Source organism: Acidovorax sp. A1169 (assembly GCF_030704685.1).
In the GTDB taxonomy this organism is placed as follows: Bacteria; Pseudomonadota; Gammaproteobacteria; order Burkholderiales; family Burkholderiaceae_C; genus Acidovorax.
The window spans coordinates 44,352-65,882 of record NZ_JAUZDX010000026.1 but is presented as its reverse complement, the minus strand read 5'-3'; the positions used below and the strand labels follow the sequence as shown (position 1 = coordinate 65,882).

The 21,531-nt window shown below is 63.0% G+C and carries 16 protein-coding genes and 2 tRNA genes; 15 read left to right on the top strand and 3 right to left on the bottom strand.

Going from position 1 to position 21,531, the window contains the following annotated elements; translation table 11 throughout:
• Positions 1-29: 29 nt before the first annotated feature.
• Positions 30-1,235: an enoyl-ACP reductase FabV gene (gene fabV, locus QYL93_RS28315; protein WP_305746797.1), complete on the bottom strand. Its 1,206-nt coding sequence runs from the start codon at positions 1,233-1,235 to the stop codon at positions 30-32.
• Between the two features lie 170 nt (positions 1,236-1,405).
• On the opposite strand from fabV, the gene uvrC reads away from it, so the two are divergent.
• The 14 genes from uvrC (at position 1,406) to QYL93_RS28245 (ending at position 20,147) form a co-directional block, all read left to right on the top strand.
• Positions 1,406-3,466 (top strand): excinuclease ABC subunit UvrC, encoded by a 2,061-nt coding sequence (gene uvrC / locus QYL93_RS28310; RefSeq protein WP_305746796.1) that lies wholly within the window; start codon positions 1,406-1,408, stop codon positions 3,464-3,466.
• A 156-nt stretch (positions 3,467-3,622) separates the two neighbouring features.
• Positions 3,623-4,189, top strand: coding sequence for a CDP-diacylglycerol--glycerol-3-phosphate 3-phosphatidyltransferase (pgsA, locus tag QYL93_RS28305; protein ID WP_057200909.1), 567 nt, complete (start codon positions 3,623-3,625; stop codon positions 4,187-4,189).
• A 392-nt stretch (positions 4,190-4,581) separates the two neighbouring features.
• Positions 4,582-4,854 carry an HU family DNA-binding protein gene (locus tag QYL93_RS28300; protein WP_007858657.1) on the top strand — a complete coding sequence of 91 codons (273 nt, stop codon included), beginning with the start codon at positions 4,582-4,584 and terminating at the stop codon, positions 4,852-4,854.
• Between the two features lie 15 nt (positions 4,855-4,869).
• Positions 4,870-4,945 (top strand) — tRNA-Val (locus QYL93_RS28295).
• 64 nt (positions 4,946-5,009) lie between these two features.
• Positions 5,010-6,941, top strand: a complete 1,932-nt coding sequence (locus QYL93_RS28290) for a SurA N-terminal domain-containing protein (RefSeq protein ID WP_305746795.1) — start codon at positions 5,010-5,012, stop codon at positions 6,939-6,941.
• A 52-nt stretch (positions 6,942-6,993) separates the two neighbouring features.
• A tRNA-His gene (locus tag QYL93_RS28285) sits at positions 6,994-7,069 on the top strand.
• A gap of 149 nt (positions 7,070-7,218) precedes the next feature.
• Positions 7,219-7,578 carry a hypothetical protein gene (locus QYL93_RS28280; protein WP_305746794.1) on the top strand — a complete coding sequence of 120 codons (360 nt, stop codon included), beginning with the start codon at positions 7,219-7,221 and terminating at the stop codon, positions 7,576-7,578.
• A gap of 174 nt (positions 7,579-7,752) precedes the next feature.
• Positions 7,753-8,085, top strand: a complete 333-nt coding sequence (locus tag QYL93_RS28275) for a hypothetical protein (protein ID WP_305746793.1) — start codon at positions 7,753-7,755, stop codon at positions 8,083-8,085.
• A gap of 113 nt (positions 8,086-8,198) precedes the next feature.
• Positions 8,199-9,767: a class I SAM-dependent DNA methyltransferase gene (locus tag QYL93_RS28270; RefSeq protein ID WP_305746792.1), complete on the top strand. Its 1,569-nt coding sequence runs from the start codon at positions 8,199-8,201 to the stop codon at positions 9,765-9,767.
• Positions 9,757-11,073 (top strand): restriction endonuclease subunit S, encoded by a 1,317-nt coding sequence (locus QYL93_RS28265; RefSeq protein WP_370877057.1) that lies wholly within the window; start codon positions 9,757-9,759, stop codon positions 11,071-11,073. Before QYL93_RS28270 ends, QYL93_RS28265 begins: the two co-directional genes overlap by 11 nt.
• Positions 11,070-14,093, top strand: a complete 3,024-nt coding sequence (locus QYL93_RS28260; protein ID WP_305746791.1) for an AAA family ATPase — start codon at positions 11,070-11,072, stop codon at positions 14,091-14,093. The genes QYL93_RS28265 and QYL93_RS28260 overlap by 4 nt, the downstream gene beginning before the upstream one ends.
• Positions 14,090-15,391 (top strand): McrC family protein, encoded by a 1,302-nt coding sequence (locus QYL93_RS28255; RefSeq protein WP_305746790.1) that lies wholly within the window; start codon positions 14,090-14,092, stop codon positions 15,389-15,391. The genes QYL93_RS28260 and QYL93_RS28255 overlap by 4 nt, the downstream gene beginning before the upstream one ends.
• A 39-nt stretch (positions 15,392-15,430) precedes the next feature.
• On the top strand, positions 15,431-16,339 hold the full coding sequence (locus QYL93_RS28250) for a DUF3800 domain-containing protein (RefSeq protein ID WP_305746789.1): 909 nt from the start codon (positions 15,431-15,433) through the stop codon (positions 16,337-16,339).
• A gap of 547 nt (positions 16,340-16,886) precedes the next feature.
• Positions 16,887-20,147, top strand: coding sequence for a type I restriction endonuclease subunit R (locus QYL93_RS28245; RefSeq protein WP_305746788.1), 3,261 nt, complete (start codon positions 16,887-16,889; stop codon positions 20,145-20,147).
• Between the two features lie 58 nt (positions 20,148-20,205).
• Here QYL93_RS28245 and QYL93_RS28240 read toward each other — a convergent pair whose 3' ends face one another.
• Both QYL93_RS28240 and QYL93_RS28235 read right to left on the bottom strand, forming a co-directional pair.
• Positions 20,206-20,517 (bottom strand): hypothetical protein, encoded by a 312-nt coding sequence (locus QYL93_RS28240; protein WP_305746787.1) that lies wholly within the window; start codon positions 20,515-20,517, stop codon positions 20,206-20,208.
• 62 nt (positions 20,518-20,579) lie between these two features.
• Complete coding sequence (locus tag QYL93_RS28235) at positions 20,580-20,834, bottom strand: hypothetical protein (RefSeq protein ID WP_305746786.1); 255 nt, start codon at positions 20,832-20,834, stop codon at positions 20,580-20,582.
• A 64-nt stretch (positions 20,835-20,898) separates the two neighbouring features.
• Here QYL93_RS28235 and QYL93_RS28230 point away from each other — a divergent pair, with 64 nt between their 5' ends.
• Positions 20,899-21,504 (top strand): NAD(P)H-dependent oxidoreductase, encoded by a 606-nt coding sequence (locus QYL93_RS28230; RefSeq protein ID WP_305746785.1) that lies wholly within the window; start codon positions 20,899-20,901, stop codon positions 21,502-21,504.
• Positions 21,505-21,531: the final 27 nt, after the last annotated feature.

Sequence of the window (21,531 nt, the reverse complement as noted above, 5' to 3'; positions counted from 1 at the left end):
TTGCCCGTGCGGCTGCCTGCAGGCTTCGTTCAGACGCTAACGACGCCGGGTATCTGCACGTCCGTCGCCACATCGGCCCCGTAGTCGACGCCTTCGACCCCGAATCCGAACAGGCGCAGGAACTCCGATTGGTAGCCTGCGAAATCCGTGGTCTCGCGCAGGTTCTCGGTGGTTACCTGGTGCCAGGCCTGGCCGACGGGAGCCTGGACTTTTTCCTCCAGTTCCTTCTCGTCGGCCCTCAGGCGGCCTTCTGCGTCCAAGCGGGGTGCTGCGCCATACAGGCTGTCGCGAAAGAGCCCATCGACCTGTTCGATGCAGCCTTCGTGGGTGCCCTGCGCCTTCATGACCTTGAACAGCAGCGACAGGTACAGCGGCATCATGGGGATGGCGGAGCTGGCCTGGGTGACCACGGCCTTGAGCACCGATACGCGCGCATCGCCACCGTGGGCGGCCAGTTGGTTGCGGATGCCGATGACCCGGCGGTCCAGGTCTTTCTTGGCGGCGCCGATGGAGCCGTTCCAGTAGATGTCGCGGGTGATCTGCTCGCCCAGGTAGGTGAAGGCGGTCGTCTTGGCACCGTCGGCCAGCACGCCGGCGGCCTGCAGGGCGTCGATCCACATCTGCCAGTCCTCACCGCCCATCACTGCCACGGTGTCGTCGATTTCCTTCTGTGTCGCAGGCTGCAGGGCAGTCTCCTTGATCACCGCGCTGTCGGTGTCGAGGCTGCGCACCTGGATGGCCTGGCCGATGGGCTTGAGTGTGGAGTTGAAGACTTCCCCGGTGCGGGGGTGCTTGCGCCTGGGCGCGGCAAGGCTGTAGACGACCAGGTCCACCTGGCCCCAGTCGCGCCGGATGGTCTCGATGGTCTGCTGCTTGACCTCGTCGGAGAACCCATCGCCGTTGATGCTGGCCGCGTACAGGCCCTCGGCTGCCGCCTGCTGGTGGAAGGCGGCGGTGTTGTACCAGCCGGCGGAGCCTGGCTTGTCCGGCGTGCCGGGGCGTTCGAAGAAGACGCCGAGTGTGCCCGCGCCGCCCGCAAAGGCAGCGGTGATGCGGGCGGCCAGGCCGTAGCCGGTGGATGCGCCGATCACCAGCACGCGCTTGGGTGCCCCGCCTGGGCCGCCGAGGGGGCCGCGCGCCTTGACGTAATCGATCTGCTGGCGAACGTTGGCCTCGCAGCCCAGGGGGTGCGCCGTGACGCAGATGAAGCCGCGTATGCGGGGTTGAATGATCATGAAGAATCCGGGGATAGAGTGCCAGTTGGCTTGAGAATACCGCACCCGTAACTGCGCCCACGCGATGGCGCCTGCCCCTCACCTGCCCGTTACCTGCCCGGCCCCTGCCCATCGGCCGCCGGGCCGCGTGGTCTGTAAGCCCTGCCTGCGTTGCCGCGACAATAGCCCCCATGTCCGAAGAAGAAGTGCATTCCGAAGAACTGCTGGCCCAGGTGGCCGCGTTGCCGCCGCTGCCGGGCGTGTACCGCTATTTCGACGCGCAGGGCGCGCTGCTCTACGTGGGCAAGGCGCGGCACCTCAAGCGCCGGGTGTCGAGCTATTTCACCAAGAACCATGGCGGCACGCGCATTGGCCACATGGTGAGCAAGATCGCGCGCATCGAGACCACGGTGGTGCGCTCCGAGGCAGAGGCGCTGCTGCTTGAAAACAATCTGATCAAGACGCAGAACCCCAAGTTCAACATCCTGTTCCGCGACGACAAGAGCTACCCCTACCTCAAGATCACCGGTGCGCCGGGCGCGCCAGTGGGGCAGAGCAAGGGGGAGTCGCCCTCGCAGGTGTTTCCGCGAATGGCGTACTACCGGGGCTCGGTGGACAAGAAGCACCGCTACTTCGGGCCGTACCCGAGCGCCTGGGCGGTGAAGGAGTCGATCCAGCTGCTGCAGAAGGTGTTTCGCCTGCGCACCTGCGAAGACACGGTGTTTGCCAACCGCACGCGGCCCTGCCTGCTGTTCCAGATCAAGCGCTGCACGGGGCCGTGCGTGAACCTGATCTCGCCCGAGGCCTATGCCGCCGACGTGCAGCACGCCGAGGCGCTGCTGCGCGGCGAGACGCAGGAGGTGCTGCGCGCCATGGAGGTGCGCATGATGGCGCACTCGGACAAGCTCGAATTCGAGCAGGCGGCCGATGTGCGCAACCAGATGCAGGCGCTGTCGCGCGTGCTGCACCAGCAGTCCATCGAGACCACGGACGACAAGGACGTGGATATTCTGGCCGTGCGCGTGCAGGGCGGCCGCGCCTGCGTGAACCTGGCCATGGTGCGCGGCGGGCGGCACCTGGGCGACCGGCCGTACTTTCCGGTGCATGTGGAAGATGCGGCCGCCATCCATGAAGAGGAAGAGGATGCCGTGGTGCCAGCGGTAGCCGAAGGGGAGGGCGGCGCCGATACTGCTCCTGCCGCCACAGCGCGCAAGCGCCGTGTGGAGGCGCTGGTGCTCGAAGCCTTCATCGCCCAGCACTACATCGGCGTGCCCGTGCCGCCGGTGCTGGTGTGCAGCGAGCCGGTGGACAAGGCGCTGATGGAGGCCCTGTCGGAGCAGACCGGCGTGCGCGTGAATGCCATCCACCAGCCGCGCGAGCAGCGACGCGCCTGGCTGGACATGGCGCAAAAGAACGCCGACCTGCAACTGGCCCGCCTGCTGGCCGAAGAGGGCTCGCAGCAGGCGCGCACCCGCGCCCTGGTGGAGGCGCTGGACCTGCCGCCCGAGGACCTGGACCAGCTCACCATCGAGTGCTTCGACATCTCGCACACAGCGGGCGAATCGACGCAGGCCTCGTGCGTGGTGTTCCACCACCACAAGATGCAGAGCAGCGAGTACCGCCGCTACAAGATCGAGGGCATCACCGGCGGTGATGACTACGCCGCCATGCGCCAGGTGCTCACTCGCCGCTACAGCAAGGTGGTGGAGGCCGCACGCGAGGCCGGCGGCATCGACTTTGCGGCCGCACCGCCGCCCGATACCGCCAACGCAGAAGGCGCCGTCAAGCCCAAGGGCGTGGCCCGCCTGCCCGACCTGGTGCTGATCGACGGCGGCAAGGGCCAGGTGGGCGTGGCGCGCGAGGTGTTCACCGCGCTGGGGCTGGACCTGACGCGCATCGTCGGGGTGGAAAAGGGCGAGGGCCGCAAGGTGGGGCTGGAGGAACTGGTGTTCGCCGACGGCCGCGAGAAGGTCTACCTGGGCAAGGACTCGGCCGCGCTGATGCTGGTGGCCCAGATCCGCGACGAGGCGCACCGCTTTGCCATCACCGGCATGCGCGCCGCGCGCGCCAAGGTGCGCGTGGGCGGCGGCCAGCTCGAAGAGATCCCCGGCGTGGGCCCCAAGAAGCGCGCGCGCCTGCTGCAGCGCTTTGGCGGCGTGCGCGGCGTGGCCAGCGCCAGCGTGGAAGACCTGATCACCGTGGACGGCATCTCGCGTGACCTGGCGGAAGAGATCTACAAGGCCTTGAGGTAGGGGGCGTCATCGTGGCGCCTGCGCGCCGCAACCGCGCTGCCAGGTGTCCTGTCATGGCCATCGGCGGCAGGTGGCTTGTGCCAGCGCGGTGCCCGGTTCGGGCGGAGCGTCAGTTCAGGCCTGAAGGCTATCCACCAGTGGTGCACAATCGCGGCCATGTTCTGGACTATACCCACCCTGATGACGTGGACGCGCATCGTCGCGATACCTTTGATCGTGGGGGTGTTCTATGCGCCGATCGACCCGGGCATGCGCAATCTCATCGCCACGGTGATGTTCGTGGTGTTCGCCGCCACCGACTGGCTCGACGGCTACTTGGCGCGCAAGCTCAACCAGACCTCGTCCTTCGGCGCCTTCCTCGACCCGGTGGCCGACAAGTTCCTGGTGTGCGCGTCGCTGCTGGTGTTGGTGCACCTGCAGCGCGCCGACGTGTTCGTGGCGCTGATCATCATCGGGCGCGAGATCGCCATCTCGGCCCTGCGCGAGTGGATGGCCCAGATCGGGGCCAGCAAGAGCGTGGCCGTGCACATGATCGGCAAGGTCAAGACCACGGTGCAGATGGTGGCCATCCCCTTTTTGCTGTACGACGGTCGCATCCTCGGCGTGATCGATACGGGCGTGTGGGGCACCTGGCTGATCTGGGCCTCGGCCGTGCTCACCGTGTGGTCCATGGTGTACTACCTGCAGAAAGCATTGCCCGAAATCCGCGCCCGTGTGAAGTGACTTTTTCGTCTATCCGAAATCACAAATTGGCATGACGCGGCGGCCCGGCAGTGCCCCTTCTTGGGGCGCCCACGGGTGGCTTGTCCGCACGGGTAAAGGATGTCAATCGGGAATCCCGCGCATACGGCGCGTTTGAGACAAAAGCGCGCCGCAAGCCCGGCCAGGGCGTGAAATACGACTAGAATTCAGCCCAACGCTGTTGCTATACGGCGTGTTGTATTGACACCTTGAAAGTCGATGGCTTTAATCTGATGCAGCAGCCCCTGCTGTGTACGCCAGTCATTCCCCCGTCTGCAGACATCCAGCCTCTCTCGGTTGAGCCTTCTGACGTGTGAAGACCAGATACCCCAAGACACACTTCATTCATCAACGCTTTTCCCGAGAGGCTTCTTGTGAACAAAACCGAACTGATCGAGCACATCGCTAACAACGCCGACATCTCCAAGGCCGCTGCAGCGCGTGCCCTTGAATCCACGATCGAGGCCGTCAAGAAGACCCTGAAAAAGGGTGGTACCGTTTCGCTCGTCGGTTTTGGCACCTTTGCCGTGGGCAAGCGCGCTGCCCGCACCGGTCGTAATCCCCGTACGGGCGATACGATCAAGATCAAAGCTGCTAAAGTGCCGAAGTTTCGTCCAGGCAAGGCTTTGAAAGACGCCTTGAACTGAAGACCCGTTTAGGTGGGGTCCTTAGCTCAGTTGGTAGAGCGGCTCCTTTACACGGAGTAGGTCGGCGGTTCGAGACCGTCAGGACCCACCACCCCCACCGGACCAAAAGGCGAACGCAAGTTCGCCTTTTGTTTTTTGTCACTGAAAGATCGACCATGTTTGAATCCATCCGCAAGCACTCCAAGATCGTGATGATCTTATTGTTCTTGCTGATCATTCCTTCGTTTGTGCTGGTAGGCATCGACAGCAACTACTTCTCTGAAAAGAGTGCCGTGGTTGCGCGTGTCGATGGCAACAAGATCACGCAGACCGAATGGGACAACGCGCACCGTGCGGAGAGCGACCGCATCCGTGCGCAGCAGCCCACCATGGACGCGAAGATGCTCGACTCGCCCGCAGCCCGCTACGCCACGCTGGAGCGCATGGTGCGCGAACGCGTGCTGGCCGCCGCCGCGCAGAAGATGCACATGGTGACCAGCGACGCCCGCCTGGCCCGCAGCCTGGCCGAGATTCCCCAGATCGCCGCGCTCAAGCGCCCCGATGGCACCATGGACACCGAAGGCTACCGCACCCTCGTCGCCAGCCAGGGCCTCACGCCCGCCGGCTTCGAAGCGCGCGTGCGCAACGACCTGTCGGTCAACCAGATCCTGGGTGGCGTGGTCGGCTCGGCCTTCGTGACCGATGCGCAGACCGGCCAGGCGCTCGACGCGCTGTACCAGCGCCGCGAGATCCAGGTCGCCCGCTTCAACGCCGCCGACTTCGCCGCCAAGGTCACGCCCACCGATGCCGACCTGGAAGCCTATTACAAGGCCCACCCCAACCAGTTCAAGCAGCTCGAGTCGGCCAACGTCGAGTACCTGCTGCTCACGCTCGACTCCGTGCGCGACGGCATCACGCTCAACGAAGACGACCTGCGCACCTACTACAAGGAAAACGTGGCCCGCCTGGCCGGCAAGGAAGAGCGCCGCGCAAGCCACATCCTGATCAAGGCGCCCAAGGACATGTCCGCCGCCGACCGCGAAAAGGCCAAGGCCCGCGCCACCGAGCTGCTGGCCCAGGTGCGCAAGGCGCCCGCCACGTTTGCCGACGTGGCCAAGAAGTCGTCGGAAGACACCGGCTCTGCCGCGCTGGGTGGCGACCTGAACTTCTTTGCCCGCGAAGCCATGGTCAAGCCGTTTGAAGACGCCGCCTTTGCCCTGAAGAAGGGTGACATCAGCGACGTGGTGGAGTCCGATTTCGGCTACCACATCATCCAGGTCACCGACATCAAGACGCCGCGCCAGCCCACCTTCGAAGAGCTGCGCCCCTCGATGGAGAAGGAGCTCAAGGCCCAGCAGGCCCAGCGCAAGTACGCCGAAGTGGCCGAGGCCTTTGCCAACGGCGTGTACGAGCAGGCCGACAGCCTGGCCCCCGTGGCCGAAAAACTCAAGCTCAAGGTGCAGACCGCCAACGGCGTGACCCGCACCCCCGTGCCCGGCGCCACCGGCGCGTTTGCCAACGCCAAGTTCCTCGAAGCGCTGTTCTCCTCGGATTCGGTGCAGAACAAGCGCAACACCGAAGCCGTCGAAGTGGGCCCGAGCCAGATGGCGTCTGGCCGCATCGCCTCGTACACCCCGGCCGAAACCCTGCCGCTGGACAAGGTCCGCGACAAGGTGCGCACCCTGTACGTGGCCGAAAAGGCCGCCGAGCTGGCGCGCAAGGAAGGCGAGGCCAAGCTGGCCGAGTACACCGCCAAGCCCGACACCGCCAGCGGCCTCACGGCCCCCGCCGTGATCGCCCGCGACACGCCCATGAACTACCCGCGCCCCCTGATCGACGCCGCCCTGCGCGCCAACGCCGACAAGCTGCCCGCCTGGACCAGCGTCGACCTGGGCGCCGGCCAGGGCTTTGCCGTGATCAAGGTCAACCGCATCGTCCCCCGCGACAAGCCCGAAGCCCAGCGCGCCCAGCAAGAGCGCATGCAGCTCATGCAGTGGTGGAGCACCGCCGAAGGCGTGGCCTACTACGAGATGCTCAAGGAGCGCTTCAAGGTCGAGATCAAGGCGCCCCGCCCCTCCGAGTTCACCATCACCCAGACAGAAAATTGAACAATTGAAACCCGGAGGGTAAAAACCCGGGTTATAATTTGAATCTCAAACGGTGGCTGTAGCTCAGTTGGTAGAGTCCAGGATTGTGATTCCTGTTGTCGTGGGTTCGAGCCCCATCAGCCACCCCAGATAAAAAACAAACCCGCCAGTGCTGCGAAGCGCTGGCGGGTTTTGTCTTTTGCGGACCCCTGCAGCCACCTTTTCGGGTCATGGCGCTGGTGCGGGCCGGGTGCTAGAGTTCATTGCACAAGGGGAGGGTGAACCTCCCCAGGGGGTGATGGACGTGAACCGGATCATCGTCGGCACGGCACTGGCGCTGGGCTGCCTGTTGTTGGCGGCCGGGGGCGGCGCGCTCTACCGCCACGCCGTGGTCCTCCCCGGCGAGCAGGCCGACCAGCAGGCCCTGGAAGCCCACCAGCGCACCGAGGTCCACGCCCGGGATGTGGACCGCACCGTCAACTACGCACGCTGCCTGGGCGCCGTAGGCTCAGGCACCCGGGCCGCCCGGGCCGATCACTGCCAGAAGCTGGGGCAAGGCGCAGGCTGTGAACTACCGCAAGACATGGCCAGCGCCGTGGGCCGCCAGCATGAGCGCGGCGAGGTGCAGTGCTTCAATGAGGCGAAGATTGGGTTGTAGTGTCCATTGCTTGTCTTGCAAAGATCAAGTTGGCCAATGCGAACATTCGTAACTGCGCAAACCGCCTAGCCTATTGCAAGGCGTGCGGAAAATTGGTGAGCCTTGTCTTCGCTACAAGGCTCGTGACCATTCCCCTCAAATTAGTTCCACCAGACATCCGATAGATCGCCTTCAATGAACAAGACAATCAAATCACAAGGTGGCATCACCGTTCGCTTCATTGAGGCATTGAATGGGTTCAAAACCAAGTTCGGCTACTGGCCGGAGACACTCGAAGTTAGTCCTGAAACCCTGGCCATGCTTGCGACAACCTGCCTGACCCCGCTGGGTTTTTTCCTGCTTCAATCCAAGGTGGAGTTGGTGATCAATGCCGACGAAAAGATACTTGCCAAAGGGGCTCGCGGCGAAACCTTTGACTATGGTGAAGAGGGCTGGCAAAGCCCGGATGGCCATCGGCACGATGCGCTCATGTGGCTAGGGCTGGACGAGGATATTGTTCCTGAATAGGGCCTTGCGCTGGCAGTGACGGATCTATGATCTCCCGATCTGGGCAGCGAGAAAACTGCTGTCCGAATGGCCATTGATTGGCCTGACCATCACCGTGCCCAACCGCCCCCTCCATGCTCGACGACATCAAGAAGACTCTCTGGGCCACCGCCGACAAACTGCGCACCAACATGGATGCGGCCGAATACAAGCACCTGGTGCTGGGCCTCATCTTCCTCAAGTACATCAGCGATACCTTTGCCGCCCATCGCTCAGAGGTGAGGGCGCGCTTGGCCGACCCCGATGACGAGTATTACTACGGCGAAGCCGACCCGGCCGACATTGAGGCCGAACTGGAAGACCGCGACTACTACAAGGAGGCCAACGTCTTTTGGGTACAGGAGGGCGCCCGGTGGGAAGAGCTGCGCGCCGCCGCCAAGCAGCCCGATATCGGCAAGCGCATCGACGACGCACTCACGCTGACCGAAGCAGAGAACCCCAGGCTCAAGGGCATCCTGGACAAGCGCTACGCCCGCGCGCAGTTGCCCGATGGCAAGCTGGGCGAGTTGGTGGACATGGTGGCCACCATCGGCTTTGGCGACACGCCCGATGCCGCCCGCGACACCCTGGGCCAGGTGTACGAGTACTTTTTGGGCATGTTCGCCAATGCCGAGGGCAAGCGCGGCGGCCAGTTCTACACGCCCGCCAGCATCGTCAAGACCCTGGTCGCCGTGCTCAACCCGCACCACGGCAAGGTGTACGACCCGTGCTGTGGCAGCGGCGGCATGTTTGTGCAGAGCGAAAAGTTCATCGAGGCCCACGGCGGCAAGCTGGGTGACGTGTCCATTTACGGGCAAGAGAGCAACCCCACCACCTGGCGCCTGGCGGCCATGAACCTGGCCATTCGCGGCATCGACTTCAACCTGGGCAAGGAGCCTGCGGACACCTTCACGCACAATCAGCACAAGGACCTGCGGGCCGACTTCATTCTGGCCAACCCGCCCTTCAACATCAGCGACTGGTGGCACGGCAGCCTGGAGGGCGACCCGCGCTGGCACTATGGCGACCCACCCCAGGGCAATGCCAACTACGCCTGGCTGCAGCACATGCTGCACCACTTGAAGCCGAGCGGCCGCGCCGGCATCGTGCTGGCCAACGGCAGCATGAGCAGCAGCCAGAACAACGAGGGCGTGATCCGCGCCGCCATGGTCGATGCCGACGTGGTGGAGGTCATGATCGCGCTGCCAGGCCAGCTGTTCTTCAACACCCAGATTCCCGCCTGCCTGTGGTTTTTGGCCAAGCAGAAGCCGCAGCACCGCAAGGGCCAGGTGCTGTTCATCGACGCGCGCAAGCTGGGCCGCATGATCTCGCGCGTGCAGGCCGAGTTTGACGACGCCACCATTGCGCGCATCGCCGAAACCGCCGCCGCATGGCGCGGCCAGGTGGAAGAGGGCGCCACCATCACCGAGTACCAGGACCAGCCCGGCTTCTGCCGCAGCGTGCCCCTGGCCGAGATTGCGCAGCACGGGCACGTGCTCACGCCTGGGCGCTATGTGGGTGCGGAAGAGGTGGAGAACGACGACGAGGCCTTTGCCGACAAGATGCAGAAGCTGACGGAGAAGCTCGGGGAGCAGATGGCCAAGGGGGCGGAACTGGATGCGTTGATTCGGGTGAAGTTGGGGGGGCTGGGGTATGAGTTCTGAGTGGCCAATGGTCCGGCTTGGCGACCAAGTTGACGCTTGCCTTGGCAAGATGCTGGATGCCAAAAAGAATAAAGGCAGGCCCCACCCGTACTTGGGAAACAGTAACGTTCGATGGGGGCGTTTCGACCTTGCTGATTTGGCTGAAATGAGGTTTGAGCCACATGAGGAAGAGCGATATGGTCTTGAGCCTGGAGATCTTGTAGTTTGCGAGGGCGGCGAGCCAGGACGATGTGCAATTTGGACCGGGTCTGAGGGCATGAAGATTCAGAAGGCCCTTCACCGGATTCGACCGAAACCGGCTTTTAACAACTACTACCTCTTCTACTGGTTTTTCCATGCAGCTAAGGCAGGAACGCTTGAGCCGCATTTCACCGGCACAACAATTAAACATCTGACCGGGAGAGCCATAGATGCGCTCCAGGTGCCTCTTCCCCCGGTTGAGACGCAAATCGCGATGGTGGACGTCTTGAGACAGCTGGACGACCGCATTACCCTTCTGCGCGAAACCAACGCCACGCTCGAAGCCATCGCCCAAGCGCTGTTCAAATCCTGGTTCGTCGATTTCGACCCCGTGCGCGCCAAGATGGAAGGCCGCGCCCCCGAAGGCATGGACGAGGCCACAGCGGCACTGTTCCCGGATGGGTTGGAGGCGTCGGAGTTGGGGGAGGTGCCTGGGGGGTGGCGCGTCCTTTCTCTCGCAGATATATCGACAGTGGGCATTGGGAAAACGCCACCGCGCAAAGAAAAACATTGGTTTAGTGAAGATGCTGCGGATATTCGTTGGGTTTCTATCCGCGACATGGGGGCGGGCAGTATTTACGCATCTCGGACCAGTGAATTTCTGACTGACGAAGCTGTGTCGAAATTCAACGTCCGGCGCGTGCCAGGCGACACGGTATTGATGAGTTTTAAGATGACCATTGGTCGCGTAGCTATCACTGACGGTGAAATGACTACCAACGAAGCTATAGCTCATTTCAAGTTGGAGCCTGGTGCGCTTCTTTCATCGGAATACATCTACTTGTACCTAAAGCAGTTCGACTTTTCTAAGCTGAGCAGCACTTCTTCCATTGCAGACGCTGTCAATTCCAAGACCGTGCGCGAGATCCCGATACTTGTACCTGGCGCTGACGTGTTCGGTGTATTTCAGAGCCAAGTACGCGTGCTCTTTGCAACACTGAAAAATGCTGAATTGCAGATGCAAACGCTCTCCACGCTACGGGACACCCTCCTTCCCCGCCTAATTTCTGGGCAACTCTGCCTCTCTGAAGCCCAAATCATGATGGAAAGCATTGCGGCCGCATGACTATCGAAACCAATGCCGCCTTTGACCGTCTGGTGGCAGAACTGAAACGCATGGGGCCGGACGCTTGCCAGTCGCCCACGCAGGACCCCAAGTACCAGACCTTCATTCAACGCTTTCCGGCGAGGACGCTGACCAGCCTGACGCTAGACACCTACTGCGTGGGCAAGGGTGACGGCGATTCGTTCTGCTGGTGGTTGGAGCGTGGGCTGGAGCCGATCCTGGGCAGGTATTCGCCGGGCACCTCGCGCGGGCACCTGCTGTACTTTGCCAAGGACCAATCGGTCTACAAGAATGGCAGCCTCAAGGACCTGTCCGACCAGGAGGCTCTGGCTTACACGCTGCGGGTGCAAGCGGCCATTGCCTGGGCCGACCCATCTCAGGATTTGCGCTGGGTGGATGACGATGTGCAGATCTATGCCCGTGCCGGCGTAGTGCCCCGCGTGACGATGGGCGAGGGACGCAAGCTGCGCGTGCTGTCGGCCTACCACCCCGATGCGGTGCTGCCTATCAGTTCGTCGGACCATGTGGCGCACTTCCTGCGCGCGCTGGGTTGCCCGGGCGAGAAAGTTCCACCAGCGGATGCCCCGGTAGCGCGCATGCTGCTGCTGCGCGACTATTGCGACAGGGCGCGGCAGGAATGCCCTGGGGTTACCGTGCATGGCTTTGTGAAGGCTCTTTACGCCCAGGCGCTGGGCCTGGCCCCGATGCGCGAGTTGCTGGAGCACTTCGAGGCGTTGCCTGAATTGATCACCTGCCTGCAGGCGGCAGGGCAGACCGACGTGTTCTGCCAATTGGCGCAGTTGCTGCATGAAGCCAAATTCGATTGGTGGGTGGGGCACTCAGGCGTGATCCACGCTGGCCGTACCGATGACGCCAAGGTCCAGCTCACGGTAGCAGCCCTGGCGGTGGAATGCACACCGCAGGGGGTACGCGCGCGACTCCATGGTTCGGCAGAGGTCGGCGCTGTAGAGCACGGGTGGCAACGGCTGGACGCGAATGGCGCCATCCGTTTGGCCGAGGCGGCGGCGGCTGACGAGCGAGTGCCTGAGTTGGAGGGCCGTGAGGCCTACTGGCCCGATGACTACGACGGGTCTGACACGATGCTCTCGGTGCTCCTTACGGGTGGTGCTGTTCGCAATGGCTACATCAAGGTGCCCAAGCTGCAAGCCTTGTTTCCCAAGGGATGCATTGCTGCCGATGAGAAGGCACGGCCCGAGGCTACGTTCATGCTTGCATTGCCTGATGGAACGCAGATTGAAACCTGGCTACAAGCTGACCGTGGCCGCATCAGGGCGCGCTTCAATGGGTTGTTCACCAAGTCCGGTCTGAAAGAAGGCGACCGCGCAGTGATCCAGAAAGAAGGCGACGGCATGTACCGGCTCAGTTGGGGCCGAAAGGTTGAGACGCATGGCATGCCAGCGACTGTGCCCGCCAAGCCCGAAACCACGAATACACAGACCCAGCCCATGACCGCCCCTTTGAACCAGATCCTTTTTGGTCCCCCTGGTACCGGCAAGACACATGCCACAGTGGATACCGCACTCGCCATTCTGGACCCGTCGTTTCTTGAGCAGAACAGTGCTGACCGCAAGGCTCTGAAATCGCGCTTCGATGCCCTGACCAAAGAGCAGCGGGTGCGCTTCGTGACCTTTCACCAGAGCTTCAGCTACGAGGATTTTGTTGAAGGCATCCGTGCCTCGGTGTCGCCGGAAGAGGGTGAGGCCGCCACGGCGGTGAGTTACGAGGTCAGGCCCGGCGTGTTTGTGGAACTGTGCCAGGACGCCAAGCGGGACAAGCAACTCGACGAGCGCCTGGGCGTGCGCGAAGGGGCCAGGGTGTGGAAGCTGTCCATCGAGGAGGCGAGCAGCGCGGGCGATACGCGCAGGTACTGCCTGGAGCATGGCCAAGCGCGCATTGGCTGGCCTGATTCGGGCAACCTCAAGACGGCGGATTGGACGGCTCTGGAGTCGAAGCTGGGCAGCAACGAGCGCCATTCGCTGAGGGACTTCGGTTTGAACATCGTGCCCGGCGATGTGGTGGTGTGCCTGGCATCGAGGACCACGATTGGTGCGGTGGGCGTGGTGTCGGGCGAATACGAGTACACGCCCGAAGTGCCCGAGGGCGTGCGTGCCGACTATGTGCACAAGCTGCCGGTGAACTGGTTGGCCAAGGGGCTGAGCTTCGGCATGCTGGCACTGAACCAGGGCAAGCAGTTGACGTTGAAGACGGTCTACCAGTTGGGCCGGATCGAGTGGCCGGATCTGCTCAAGGCATTCAAGGATGAAAACATCCCCCTCGCATCTGCCAAGCCAGCGCCTTCATCGGAAGCACAGCCCCATGTGCTGATCATCGACGAGATCAACCGGGGCAATGTGTCGCGCATTTTTGGCGAGCTGATCACGCTGATCGAGCCGTCCAAGCGAGCCGGTGCCGAAGAGGCGCTGGAGGTGGTGCTCCCCTATTCGAAGAAGCCTTTCAGCGTGCCGAAGAACGTCTATTTGATCGGCACCATGAACACTGCAGATCGGTCGCTGGCGGGCCTGGATGTGGCCCTGCGACGGCGGTTCGTGTTCAAGGCCATGCTGCCGCAACCTGGCCGGCTCAAAGGTGCTGCCGTCGAGGGTATTGAGCTGGATCAGATGCTGGAGCGAATGAATCAACGCATCGAGGCGTTGCTGGACCGTGACCACTGTATCGGGCATGCGTATTTCATGCCGCTGTTGAACGGCGAGCGCCGCTTCGCCAGGCTCGGTGACATCTTCCGCAACCAGGTGCTGCCGTTGCTGCAGGAGTATTTCTTTGACGACTGGCAGCGTATTCAGTGGGTGCTCAATGACCACCGCAAGCCGGAGGACCTGCGTTTCGTGCAGGCCCGTGAGGTACCGGTCAATGATCTGTTCGGCGAGGGGGTGGATGTGCAGCAGCGTCCCAGGATCTGGACGATCAACGACAAGGCTTTCGGCCAAATCGGCAGTTTCCTGGGAATCATCGGCAAGGTAGACGCCGTGAGCGGAGAATGACGAAAGCCCAAGGCCCCATCTGCGTTCGCGAGCATGCCTGGCTGTGCACCCACGATGTGCCCGTGTCGCTGGATTGCGCGAAGATCGATCCGACTGCTTTTGACCACCTGTGTCGGCTGAGCGAAGGCTTCTCGGCCAGCGGCGCCAGGCTGGTGCAGATCGAAGGGCGCCAGCGGCTCAGGCTCGACAACTTTGTGGGCGTGGTGCAGACGCCGTGCGGCACGGTGATCGAGATAGTGCCCAAGCACCATGCCGAGGGCGGCAGCCTGGCAGATGCCCGTGTGCTGCTGCGCAAGCTGCTGCTGGCGCTGATGGACCTGGTGCCCACGCGGGATGCAGGCGCTGCTGCGCTGCAGTTGTTTGACGCGCCTTTGTCCGAGTGGGTGATGCAGCAGTTTTTGCAGGCGCTCGACACGCTGGTAGGCCGGGGCCTGCGCTTTGAGTACCAGCGGGTGGAGGATGAGCGGCCCTTTCTGCGCGGGCAGTTGAACCTGACGGCCCAGCTGCGGCAACCGCCGGGCCGGGGCCACCGCTTTCATGTGCGCCACGATGTGTACCTGCCCGACCGGCCCGAGAACCGGCTGTTGAAGCTGGCGCTGGAGCGCGTGCGCCAATCCACGCAATCGCCCGAGAACTGGCGCCTGGCGCAGGAGTTGAGTTTTCGCCTGACCGAGATACCGGCCAGCCGCCAGGTGGCACAGGATTTTCGCGCATGGGGCACGGACCGCCTGCTGGCGCACTACCGCGCGGTCAAGCCCTGGTGCGAGCTGATCTTGAACCAGCACATGCCGCTGGCGATTGCGGGCGACTACCAGGGTATGAGCCTGCTGTTCCCGATGGAAAAGCTGTTCGAGCGCTTTGTGGCGCGCTGGCTCCGGGGCATGCTGGCGCCCGGCGTTGAGATGCGAACCCCTGCGCGCAGCCTCTCGCTGTGTGAGCACCTCGGGGCGCCCATTTTTCAGTTGCAGCCAGACATCCTCATCGCTCACAGCGACCATCAACGTTGGGTGCTGGACGCCAAGTGGAAGCTGCTGGATGCGGGCAACCGCGACGGCAAGTACGGGCTCAGCCAGTCGGACTTTTACCAGCTGTATGCCTATGGCATGAAGTACCTGGGCGGCACCGGGCGCATGGCGCTGGTCTATCCCTTGACGGAGCGCTTTGCGCAACCACTTGCGCCTTTTGCTTTTGGCGACGGGCTGAGCCTGGAGGTGTTGCCGTTTGATCTGGATCGGGAGCGGCTGGTGGGGGTGGAGCGGCTGGGGTTGCCGATGGCGGGCCAGATACTGGCTGCTTGAATGGCAATGAGCACGCTGAATTGTTTGAGGATAAGGCGAATGATCACACCAGGTACCCAATACGCGCTATTTGAATCCGTTGAAGCCATCCCGGTGGAGCCACTCTCCCGAGATCCCATGGCAGCGCGTCGCTTCAGCGATTTTGTTGTGTATGTGGATGAAAGTGGTGACCACTCTCTTGCGAGCATCGACAAGGACTACCCCGTTTTTGTATTGGCGCTGTGTGTTTTTCACAAACGCCACTACGCAGAAAAAATAATTCCTGCAGTCGAAAAATTCAAGTTCAATTATTTTGGACATGACAGCGTGGTGCTCCACGAGAATGAGATTCGCAAGCAGAAAGGCGACTTTGCTTTTCTGAGTCATCGCCCGACACGGGAGCAGTTCATGGCAGGACTGTCCTCGATCATGGATGCCAGCAACTTCATTCTCATCACTTGCGTGGTGGACAAGACCCGCTTGACCCGGAGTGCGGGATCAGCTTCCAACCCGTACCACATTGCGCTTGGCATTTGTTTGGAGGCGCTGCGTGGGTTCCTGGCGGAAAAAAGCCAGGATCAACTCAAGACCCATGTTGTGGTGGAGTGCCGGGGGAAGAAAGAGGACGCCGAATTGGAGCTGGAATTTCGTCGCATCTGCGATGGCGACAACCCTGGGAACCGCGTACTGCCATTTGACGTCGTGTTCGCGGACAAGAAAACCAACTTGGCAGGGCTGCAGTTGGCCGATTTGGTGGCACGGCCAGTGGGGCTGAGCTACATCCGGCCGGAGCAGACCAATAAGGCGTTTGAGATGCTGAAGAACAAGTTTTTTTGCGACGGGGGACGTTCGCAGGTAGGAGCAGGCTATGAGAACGTTGGCCTGGTGGTCTATCCACCCCAGAAAGCGAAAAGCCCCGATGAACCCACCGAGGCTGTAGCGCCGACCGGGAACCCCCAATCCACTTAGGTTGTTAGTTTAGCCTAACTGTCCAGAAGTGCAATTTAGGCAGTGCCGGGAGCACGCTGTGCGGACAGACCCGCTGCCAGCAAGTGTTGACTGCAGTCAGGTCTATAGGCGATGGCATTGCTGTCTGCACTTGCCGGTGCAGGCCCATCCCTGGGCTGCTCGGTCGATGGTTGCGAGCTCCGGTAGTAGCGCTTCCAGCTCCGGTAGTTGGAGAGGGGCGCTCCGGGAACAACACAGGCCGCCGCAATGGCTGTGTTCCATGCATTGTTCTCGGAGGACCTCCTGACGGCGCTCTTGCATAAAAAACGCCTGTTTCTATGTATATGGCGTTTAACATGCATAGAAAACGCGATTTTCTATGCACTTCCAAGGTTTGCGCACTGCTCGACCAAGGGGGATATGGTTACTGCGCGCTGGAGCGCGAACTGTGCAGGGAAAGCGAAATGACGAAAGAATCGACATGTAGTGAGGATGTGTCGATTCCGGGCCAAAAAATAAACATATCCAGAATTCATGTCGATGGCATGAACATGAGGGACTGCGCAGGATGACCGAAGACCAGCTCGAAAAAGAAGCCCTCTCCTGGCTGGCCGAGGTGGGGTATGCGGTGCACTACGGCCCTGACATCGCGCCCGATGGCGCCAGCCCGCAGCGCGCGGACCACCGCCAGGTGGTGCTGAGCTTTCGCCTGCGCGAGGCCATTGGGCGGCTGAACCCCGGCATTCCCACCAGCGCGCGCGAAGACGCCTTGCAGCGGGTGATGGATCTGGGCATACCGGCGCCGCTGTCGGCCAATCGCGCGTTGCACAAGCTGCTGGTGGGCGGGGTGCCCGTGCAGTACCAGAAGGGTGGCGAGACGGTGGGCGACTTCGTGCGCCTGATCGACTGGGCGGAGACCGCGCGCAATGAGTTCTGGGCGGTGAACCAGTTCACCATCAAGGGGCCGCACCACACGCGCCGGCCCGACGTCATTCTCTTCATCAATGGCCTGCCACTGGTGCTGCTGGAGCTGAAGAACCCGGCGGACCTGAAGGCCGATATCTGGAAGGCCTATGACCAGATCCAGACGTACAAGCACCAGATCCCTGACGTGTTTTTGTACAACGAGTTGCTGGTCATCTCGGATGGCTCGCAGGCGCGCATGGGATCGGTATCGGCCAGCCCCGAGCGGTTTTTGCAGTGGCGCACCATTGATGGGGTACACCTGGACCCGCTGGGCCAGTTCAACGAGCTGGAGACGCTGGTGCGCGGGGCGTTGGCGCCGCAGGTGCTGCTGGAGTACCTGCGCTACTTCGTGCTGTTCGAGGACGACGGCACCCTGGTCAAGAAGGTTGCGGGCTACCACCAGTTCCACGCGGTGCGCTCGGCCATCGGGCATGTGGTGGCAGCGTCGCGCGCCGACAGCCCGGCCGGCGTGCAGGGCAAGGGCGGCGTGGTGTGGCACACGCAGGGCAGCGGCAAGAGCATCACCATGACCTGCTTTGCCGCGCGGGTGATGCGCGAGCCTGCGATGGAGAACCCGACCATCGTGGTCATCACCGACCGCAACGACCTCGATGGGCAATTGTTCGGCGTGTTCAGCCTGGCGCAGGATCTGCTGCGCGAGCAGCCGGTGCAGGCCACCACGCGGCCCGAGCTGCGGCGGCTGCTGGCCAACCGGCCGTCGGGCGGCATTGTGTTTGCCACCATCCAGAAGTTCATGCCGGGGGAGGACGAGGACATGTTCCCCGTGCTCTCGGACCGGCGCAACATTGTGGTGATTGCCGACGAGGCGCACCGCACGCAGTATGGCTTTGAGGCCAAGCTCAAGACGCGCAAGCTGGCGGCTTCGGCTTCGGCTTCGGCTTCGGCATCCGGGAGCCAGGGGGCACTGACCACGGGCGATGGCGCAAGCACCGCCGCCACGGTGCAGTTTGCGCCGCCCGAATACAAGGTGAGCTACCAGGTGGGCTATGCGCAGCACCTGCGCGATGCGCTGCCGCAGGCCACCTTCGTGGCCTTTACCGGCACGCCAGTGAGCAGTGCCGACAAGGACACGCGCGCGGTGTTTGGCGACTACATCCACGTGTACGACATGCAGCAGGCCAAGGAGGATGGGGCCACGGTCGCCATCTACTACGAAAGCCGGCTGGCCAAGCTGCGGCTCAAGCGAGAAGACGAGCTGGCGCTGATCGATGACGAAGTGGATGAGCTGGCCGAGGACGAGGAGGAAGACACGCAGGCCAGGCTCAAAAGCCGTTGGGCGGCCCTTGAGAAGGTGGTGGGCGCCACGCCGCGCATCGCCAGCGTGGCGGCCGACCTGGTGGCGCACTTCGAGCAGCGCAACCAGGCCCAGGACGGCAAGGCCATGGTGGTGGCCATGAGCCGCGACATCTGCGTGCACCTGTACGACGAGATCACCCGGCTGCGCCCCGAGTGGCACCACGCCGACCCTGACCGGGGGGCGGTGAAGATCATCATGACCGGCAGCGCCAGCGACAAGGAGCTGCTGCGCCCCCATATCTACAACCACCAGACCAAGAAGCGCCTGGAAAAGCGCTACAAGGACCCGGCCGACCCGTTGAAGCTGGTGATCGTGCGCGACATGTGGCTCACGGGTTTTGATGCGCCGTGCGTTCACACCATGTATGTGGACAAGCCCATGAAGGGCCACAACCTGATGCAGGCCATTGCGCGCGTGAACCGCGTGTTCAAGGACAAGCAGGGCGGCCTGGTGGTGGACTACATCGGCATTGGCAACGAGCTCAAGGCGGCGATGAAGGAGTACACAGCCAGCCAGGGCCGGGGCCGGCCCACGGTGGACGCGCACGAAGCCTTGTCGGTGCTGATGGAGAAGGTGGATGTGCTGCGGGCCCTGCTGCACGGGTATGACTACTCCGGCTTTCTGACCGGCGGGCACAAGACGCTGGCGGGGGCTGCCAACCATGTGCTGGGCATCAAGGCCGAGGGCAAGGACAGCCAGCGCGATGGCAAGCGGCGCTTTGCGGACCAGGCGCTGGCCATGAGCAAAGCGTTCAGCCTGTGCTGCACGCTGGACGAGGCCAAGGCGTTGCGTGAAGAAGTGGCGTTCTTGCAGGCCGTCAAGGTCATCCTGACCAAGCGGGATGTGTCCGCCCAGAAGAAGACCGACGAGGCACGCGAGACGGCCATTCGCCAGATCATCAGCCAAGCAGTGGTGAGTGATCGCGTGGTGGATATTTTTGACGCGGTGGGGCTCGACAAGCCCAACATCGGCCTGCTGGACGAAGAGTTTCTGGCGCAGGTGCAGCGCCTGCCCGAGCGCAACCTGGCCGTGGAACTGCTGGAGCGCCTGCTGGAGGGCGAAATCCAGTCGCGCTTTGCCAGCAACGTGGTGCAGCAGCGCAAGTTCTCGGACATGCTGAGTGGGGTTATTGCCCGTTACCAGAACCGCAGCATCGAGACCGCCCAGGTCATGGAAGAGCTGGTCGACATGGCCAAGAAGTTCAAGGCGGCTGCGAGCCGGGGCGAGCAACTGGGGCTGACCGAAGACGAAGTGCGCTTTTACGACGCCCTGGCCAGCGACGAATCAGCAGCGCGGGAACTGAGCGACGAGACGCTCAAGAAGATTGCCCACGAGCTGACCGACAACCTGCGCAAGAACATCACCGTGGACTGGAGCGCGCGCGAGAGTGTGCGCGCAAGCCTGCGCCTGATGGTCAAGCGCATTTTGCGCAAGTACAAGTACCCGCCCGACCTGGCCGATGCGGCGGTAGAGCTGGTGCTGCAGCAGGCACATGCCTTGGGGGATAGCTGGGACGAGCAGGGCGAGCTGGAGCCGGCAGCCTGAAAGCCGTTTTGAGGGGGCATACGCGGTGGCGCTTGCGCGCTGTAGCCTTGCCCTCAGCTCACCCTGCACCCACCTTGCGCAGCAAGCCCGGCGAAACCTTCCAGCCCTGGCCTTCGTCGGTGCGCACGCTGGCGGTCTTCTTGTTCAGGCGCTGCACGACGCCCTGCTTGATGCTGCCATCGGTGGCGGTGAACTGCACCCGGTCGCCTTCGGCGAACTGGGCCAGCGCCACGGTGCTCTTGGCCTGGGCCAGCAGGTTCAGGCGTTCGATCACCATGCGGTTGAGGTAGAGCAGGTCTTCTTCGCCCATGTGGCGCAGGGCTTGGGTGAACAATTCGCGGTCCACAATGGTGTGCTTGGGGCTCGTCATCGGTGCATGTCTGTGCCGCCCGACGTGGCGGATCGGGCCGATTTTATGGCAAAGGGGCGGCCTCAATGGATGGCTGCGCGCCCTGCCGCCGCTGCCCCCAATGGTCCGTCCACGGTGCTGCCATGGACTGCACCATCATCACCCAGGCCCGCACGGGCTGCCGGTCGCCGGGGATGGGCCGGGTGGGCCAGGGTGAGCAGCATGAGGCAGGCGATGTGCACAGCGGGGTACCGCAGGCAGGCGACAAGGGTATTGGTGCGCCGGCGGCTACCCGTTCTGCCGCGAGATGCCCCGGCGGTGATGGGGCGAAATTCCACGGGGTCTTCTATATACCAATAGTAAGTTACGATGGGTATATAGCAATCCAATGGAGTCTTTCCCATGCACGCGCTCATCGTCGTTTCGCACCCCGACCCGGGTTCCCTCACCCATGCCGTGGCTGCCCAGGTGGCGCTGGGCGCAGCGTCCGGTTGTCAGGTGAGCCCGCACACCACGGAGACTGCCGACCTCGCCGCAGAGGGGTTCGATCCGCGTTTCACCGCGAACGACGTGGCCCTGCACCTACAGCAGGCAGAGCCTGCCGCCGACGTGGCGGCGGAGCACGCCCGGCTGGACCGCGCCGACGCCCTTGTGCTTGTGTACCCGGTGTACTGGTGGTCGTTTCCGGCCCTGCTCAAGGGGTGGATCGATCGGGTGTTCACCCAGGGCTATGCCTATGAGGAGGGGGCTGACGGCAAGCTGGCGAAGAAGTTCGGGCACCTGCAGGTGCACCTCTTGGGCATTGGCGGGGCCGATGCCGGCACCTATGAGCGGCACGGCTACGTCGACGCCATGAACACGCAGATAGACCATGGCATCTTTGGCTACTGCGGCGCGCCGGTGGCCACGTCCAGGCTGCTGCTACAGTCGTCGCAGGAGGGCATGGCCGCAGCGCATCTGGCGGCAGCGCGGGAGCTGGGCAGCCGCCTGTTTCCATCCTCGTCCTGACCCGTTCCTTTCTGTCTTTCCTTCATC